This window comes from Stenotrophomonas sp. FW305-3-2-15-E-LB1, from assembly GCF_058787375.1.
In genome coordinates this window covers 1-6,434 of record NZ_JBYSZR010000057.1, presented here as the reverse complement: position 1 = coordinate 6,434, position 6,434 = coordinate 1, and the positions used below count along the sequence as shown (strand labels likewise).

Annotated in this window: 4 protein-coding genes; all 4 read right to left on the bottom strand. The window is 66.3% G+C overall.

Annotation, left to right across the window (positions count from 1 at the left end):
- Window positions 1-264 precede the first annotated feature (264 nt).
- From pgaD to pgaA, 4 genes are read right to left on the bottom strand one after another with little or no spacing between them, the layout of a single operon-like run.
- Window positions 265-756 carry a poly-beta-1,6-N-acetyl-D-glucosamine biosynthesis protein PgaD gene (gene pgaD, locus AC3WL7_RS21285; RefSeq protein ID WP_079222511.1) on the bottom strand — a complete coding sequence of 164 codons (492 nt, stop codon included), beginning with the start codon at window positions 754-756 and terminating at the stop codon, window positions 265-267.
- The gene (gene pgaC / locus AC3WL7_RS21280) at window positions 753-2,006 is read right to left on the bottom strand and encodes a poly-beta-1,6-N-acetyl-D-glucosamine synthase (RefSeq protein WP_492753018.1); all 1,254 of its coding nucleotides are present in this window, start codon (window positions 2,004-2,006) and stop codon (window positions 753-755) included. Before pgaC ends, pgaD begins: the two co-directional genes overlap by 4 nt.
- 1 nt (window position 2,007) lies before the next feature.
- A complete protein-coding gene (pgaB, locus tag AC3WL7_RS21275; protein ID WP_492753020.1) occupies window positions 2,008-3,894 on the bottom strand; it encodes a poly-beta-1,6-N-acetyl-D-glucosamine N-deacetylase PgaB in 1,887 nt (628 codons plus the stop codon).
- Window positions 3,895-3,904: 10 nt separating this feature from the next.
- On the bottom strand, window positions 3,905-5,944 hold the full coding sequence (gene pgaA / locus AC3WL7_RS21270; RefSeq protein ID WP_492753017.1) for a poly-beta-1,6 N-acetyl-D-glucosamine export porin PgaA: 2,040 nt from the start codon (window positions 5,942-5,944) through the stop codon (window positions 3,905-3,907).
- Between the last annotated feature and the right edge of the window lie 490 nt (window positions 5,945-6,434).

Genomic DNA, 6,434 nt, shown 5'->3' with positions numbered 1-6,434 from the left:
ATCCACGCCATGCGTGGATGATTCATTCGATATCTGACAGATGTGCCGACCAACGGTCGGCACCCACCAACCGCCGCCGTTGCCAGTAGATCCACGCCATGCGTGGATGATTCGCTCGATATCTGACAGATGTGCCGACCAACGGTCGGCACCCACCAACAGCCACCGCCCCGCCAACCCTCGGAATGCCGCTCTGGCTTCTGACGTTGAAGTTGATTCAAAGCAGGTGCAGGGCTGCAAGCCCTGCAAAAAAACACCCACCCCTTACAACAGCGGCTGCCGCGTCAGTCCCACCGGCCGTGCGTTGTCATCCATGTGCAGCGTCACCGCTTTCGCGTGCATCAGCTGCTCGGCCAGCGCATCGCTCGCACCCAGTGCGCGGGCGATGTCCTGGCGGCTGGAATCCTCGCGCGGCGCACGCCGTTCCTTGCCACCAAACCGGAAACGGTTGTACTCGGCCCAGGCGATCAGCAACAGCGAGCAGCAGACCAGGATCACCGGCAGCGCGATCATCACGAAGGGATCCACGTGCTGGCTGTGCTGGTACAACTGCACGTAGGCCAGGTGCCCGCCCAGCAGCCATGAAACCAGAGTCACCAGCGGTGCCCATAGGTAGAAGTAGAAGCCCCAGAACGCCAGGGTCACGAAGCCCCAGGCCGTGCGCTGCAGGCGCGGCTGCTGGCGCGACTTCTGGATCAACCGCGAATCGAAGCGGTTGGACGATTTTGTCTTGGTGGTGCCGCGGACGGTGCTCATCGGATCCCCCGGTCAGGGCTGACCCAGGTGGCACGCTTGCCGCGGCGCTTGAACAACGTCTTCGGCAACGCCACCAGGGTGGTGAAGAGGCTGATCAGCCAGTACGCCATCGGGTACCAGATGACCCAGAAGTAGTTGCGTCCAATGTGTGTTTCGTAACGACGATCGATGATGAGGCTGCTGGCGAACTGCAGCAGGCAGACCAGCGCCAGGATCACGCCGTGCCATTGCGGCAGCAGCGTGTCGATGTACAGCGGGGCCGGCAGCGGGATGAACTTGCCCAGCGCCCACAGCACCACGATCAGCAGCATGGTGTACGCCCAGAACACGCTGAGGATGTACTCCAGCAGCACGCCCCACATGCGCCGCTTGCGCCAGCTGAACAACGATGCGCCGTGCCGCCGCAGCACTTCCACGCCGCCCTGCGCCCAGCGCAGGCGCTGCCGCCACAGGCCCTTCAGTGTCTCCGGCATCAGGATGAAGCACAGCGCGTTGGGTTCGTAGCGGATGTCCCAGTGGTCCAGCTGCAGGCGCCAGCTGATGTCGATGTCCTCGGTCACCATGTCGTCGGCCCAGTAGCCGATGCGGTGCAGGGCCGTGCGACGGAACGCGGCAATCACCCCGGACACGGTGAAAATGCGCCCATACACGCGCTGCGCGCGCTTGATCATGCCGATGATCGAGGAGAACTCGGCCACCTGCAGGCGGCCCAGCAGCGTGGAGCGGTTGCGGATGCGCGGGTTGCCGGTCACCGCGCCCACGCGCGGGCCGCTGGTCAGGTGCCAGACCATCCAGTGCATGGCGTACTCTTCCAGCATCGCATCGCCGTCGATGCACACCAGGTACTCCGAGCGCGAGGCCAGGGCGCCCATCCGCAGTGCATTGGCCTTGCCCAGGTTGCGGTCCAGGTGCACCACCCGCAGGCGCGGGTGCAGGGCAGCCAATGCGTCCAGGCGGGCGCCGGTATCGTCGCTGCTGCCATCGTTGATGGCGATCACTTCGAAATCCGGATAGCGCTGCGCCAGCGCCGCGCCGATGGTGTCGTCCAGGTTGTCCGATTCGTTGTGGCAAGGAATCAGCAGCGTGGCGAACGGGTAGCTGTCCATCGGCGGCGGATCATTGCGCGGTCGCGACTTCCGCTCGCGCCGGAAGAAGTAGTAAAGGCCGCCTGACATCCAGAAGAACGCCATCACCATCGGGTAGAAGAAGGCGAACTGGAACAGGGCATACAGCCAGGGGCTCATGTCCATGTCACTTCTCCGGGTACGGGAAGTTGCGCGCGGACATCGCGGCGCGCGCGTCCGTGGTCGACGGCTTGTCGGCGATGAAATCGTCCGGGTACCACGCGAAATGGCGCACGCCCTGCGCCTGCAGGCGGCGTACCTGCGCGCGCAGGCGCTGGCCGCTGATCGGCGTCTGCGTGCGCCAGTCCACGGTCTGCAGCTCGAACAGCGTGTGCTTCAGCTCGGGGTCGTGCGCGCGCACGGCGGTGACCAGGCGGTCCAGCCAGCGCTCGGGGTGCTTGCTGCCTTCCATCCACGGCATCGCCATCAGCGCGGTGCGGTCATAGGCGTGGTTGAACAGGTCCAGGCGCTGGGCGAACCAGCTGGCGCTCTGCGGTTCCAGTACCGGCTGCGCATACAGGTTGCGCACCGTGCCCAGCTTCGGCCGCCAGCGCTGGGCGGTATCGCGCAGCTCCAGGGTGAAGTCGATCAGCGCCTGGGTGCGGCCGCCATCGGTGCCTTCCTGCGGCAGCTGCGCCAGTTCGGTGTCGCGCACATAGGCATCGTCATGGAACAGCAGGCCTTCGAAGTACGAATTGATCGCCAGGTCTTCGTAGATGTCCTTGATGATCTGCCGCGCCTGCGGCTTGGTGAAGTCCAGGCGGTACATGCCGTCGCGTTCCGGGCTGGCGATGCCCAGCGCGGTGCGCTGCGCCGCATCGGGCAGCTCGTAGCCCAGCACCGGCAGCCAGGCGTAGACCTTCACCCCGGCGCGGGTCTTCAGCTGCCATGCCACGCGGTTGAACAGGTCCGCGCGCATCGGCATGTGGCGGTTGGGGAAGTACAGCGCATCGGCGGTGTTGTTGCCATCGGGGTCCGCAAAGGCCTGCAGGTAGACATGGGTCGGGCCCACCGTCTTGACGCGGTCGATCAGCTTGTCGAGGTTGCGTGCCAGCTGTGCCGGGTCCGGGTCGTAGACCGCATCCAGGTCGATCTGCAGCGCACGGGTGCCATCGAGGCTGACATTGCGGCGCAGTTCGAAGGCGAGCGAGCTGACGTTCGGGTTGTTGGTCACCAGCAGGCGGGCCAGGCCATGCAGGTCGGAAGTGACCGGCGTGCTGCGGCCCTCCAGGTCGAACGACACCGGCATGCCCAGTTGTTCGGCGATGTCGTTGCTCAGCTGGTTGTAGGCCGCATACGGCCACACGATCGCCTTCGGGGTGACGCCCAGTTCCTTCTGGATGCGCTTGACGCTCAGCGCGAGATCGTCGCGCAGGCGCTTTTCGTACTGCTGCGTGGTCTCGTAGCGCTGCGTCTGCGGGTCGTAGGTGCGGGTGATCACCGCCGGGGTCTGGTTGCCCTGCGGGTTGGACTGCACGCCGTGGTGCTGGTTGTCGGTATGGCTGGCCAGTTCGATCAGCCCACTGGCCTGCATTTCCCGCAGCTGGTCCCAGGTCAGGAAATCAGCGTGGCCGAACGGGCGGTAGCCGTAGTCGATGGTGCGGCCCGGGGCCATGTCGACGTAATCGGTGATCACCGCCACCAGCGCCGGGTAGTTGTAGGCGCGCAGCAGCGGGTAGACGCGGCTGTAGACGCTGCGCAGGCCATCATCGAAGGTCAGCAGGACCGGCCGCGGCGGCAGCTGGGCTTCGCCGCGCGAGGCCTTGATCAGCTGCGACAGCGAGATCGGGTGGTAGCCGTGCGCGCTGAGCCAGTCCAGGTGCGCAGCGAAGTTCTGCGTGCTGACCGCGTAGGCATCGGCATCGCCCTTCTCACGCACATCGTCGCGGATGTCGTGGTAGCTCAGCACCAGCAGGCCGTTGTCGGCCGAATCCAGGTCGCGCTCCTGGGCAGCGGCCGGCAGGGCCAGCAGCACCAGCCCCAGCAGCAGCACGGTCATCAGGTTTCGAAGCATCCGTTCCATCTCACTCTCCCCAGCGCAGCGCGGCATCGAAGCCGATGTGACGTTCACGTTGGCCGTCGTAGACCGGCCGCGACCAGCTCACGCCGTACTCCAGGATCCTGCCCTGGCCGAACTGCCACTCGTGGCGATAGGCCACCGTGGGGATGAGCGAACTGCCGAACCCTTCCTGCCAGTAGTCGCCCAGCGACACCGTCAGGCGGTGCCGGAAGTGGCGCTCGTAGTGGCGCCACAGCTGCTGGTCGATGCGCAGGCCGATTTCCACCGAGCGGTCACGCGAGGGATTGAAGTACGGCGCATCGTCGAGCGAGCCGCGGCTGGTGTAGAGGCTGCCGAGGCCGTCGACCACCACGCGCGGGCGGGTCAGCAGGCGCTGCTCGATGGCGGTGTTCAGGGTGTCGCGGCGGTTGCCGTCGTCGTAGCGGAACTGGCTGCCACCCAGGCTCCAGTGCGTGCGCTCGTTGCGGGTGTAATCAACCGCCACCGCCACGCTGTCGGCGGTGATGCCCGACACGCGCGCCTGCATCGAGGCTTCCGGATCGTTGCGCGCGGCGGTCACGCCGGCGTGCCACTGGTCGTTGAACTGCCAGCCGAAGCCGCCGCGCAGGCCGGTGTCGCCGATGCTGTCGTTGGGTCGCAGCACGGCGGCCTCGGCATCGACGCGGCCGAAGCGGTAGCGTGCACCCGCGCCCATCCACAGCGGGTTGATCTTCTGGTCCTGGAAGGTCACCGAACGACGGTCGGCGAAGGCGAACAGGCGCCAGCGGTCGTCGAGGATCGGCGAGGCTACTTCGGTGCCGTAATGCAGGTCGTCGTTGCCCAGCGGCGAACTGCCGCCACCGCCGGAACTGCGGCCGCCTTCCACCGTGGCCTGCAGCTGCCAGCCGCGGTGCGCGCGCCAGTCGCGGTCCATGCGCTGCACCGAGGGCTGGTTGGGGTAACGCTCGAGCAGATCGTCATGCAGCGGCCGGGCGAGGTCGTCGCGCTGCAGCTGCACGTAGGATTCGTACATGCCGATCCGCGGCGACACGTCGCGCGGGTCCAGCGTGTAGGCCATCTGGTGCCGCTCCAGCGCCCGACGTGGCCAGCCGCGCATCTGGTAGACGCTGCCCAGTGCGGTCTGCAGGCCACCGTTGCCGGGCCCGACATCGACCAGGGCTTCCAGCTCGCGCTGTGCGGTAGGCAGATCGCCGCTGTAGGCGCGGATCATCGACAGGTTGAGGTCGGCCTCGTAGCGCGCCCAGTTGGCATAGGGGCTCTTGCCGCCGCCCCAGCGCCATGCCGGCTCATCCTTCTGCCAGGCGTCCAGGTAGCCGATGGCCTTCTCGGCCTGCTCGGTCTCGAGGTAGGCGTAGGCCAGCTCGGAACGGGACTCGAAGCGCGAAGGATCGTTCTTCACGGCCGCTTCCAGCAGCGGAATCGCCTCATCCGGGTGCTGGGTGGCCATCATCGAATCGCCCACTGCCGGCAGCACGTAGTCGGGCAGGGCATGGCCTTCCTGCTGCAGGGCCCGCGCTTCGTCGCGCACCTGGGCATGGCGGGACAGGCGGTTGAGCAGGATCAGGCGGTCCATGCGGATGCGCAGGGGCGCCTGCGCCAGCGGCGTGCCATCGCGCTGCACGTACTGCTCCATTTCCGCCAGCGATGCTTCGGCTTCGTCCAGGCGGCTGTCCTCGCTCTGGCCGTAGGCCAGGCTCCAGTTCACCCGCTTGGCGATGTAGTTCGCTTCCAGTCGTGCCTTCTGGTCGGCATCGAACAGGTCGGGCCGCGCCTGGTACAGGCGCCAGGCGCGGTCGGCGTTGCCGATATCACCCAGGGTCAGAACCTGCAGCTTGTACAGCAGCGGATCGTTGGGCTCCTGCAGCTGCGAGCGCTCGATGGCGGCCAGGGCATCGACCCAGCGGGCCTGGTCACGGTAGTGGCCAATTTCAGCCAGCCGGTCAGCGCGGCTGGCGGCGGGTGGCGGCGAAGCGGCATGGGCCCCGAACGCCAGCGCGGCGCAGGCCAGGCCGACGCAGAGCGCCAGCGGACGGTGGACAATCATGAAACCCCCTTAGCATCCCTACTTCAACGATGTGCTGAAAGTGTGACGCACATCACATGCCAACTGTGCTTGGCCGTCTCCCAAGGTGGCCAGAGCCTGCCTTTACAGCTAAGACGCAATAGTCCCGCCAGACCGGTCAAGCTCATCGCAACTCCCTGACAACCAAACACTTTTTCAGGTCTTTCAGCGGTGCCCAAGGCACCCGCCGGACGCCGCCGCGCCCTGACCCGGGGTCTGGAGCCGCCCAGAACGGCAGCCCCTCCGCGTCATGATTGGACACCCTACGTCAGCAGGTGCCGAAGCGATGTGTAGAAGCCTCGTGAGACATACGTGCGCATCCCATCAGATTCGAGATCCGACCACGTTCATCCACGCAGGACGTGGATGTTCCAACCGTCACACGGAAATTGTCGGGGGTGGGGCGGTGTGGGTGGGCAGGACCGTTGGCGCCATGGATGGCGCCATCGAGCCCCCAAGGATGGGTTTACGG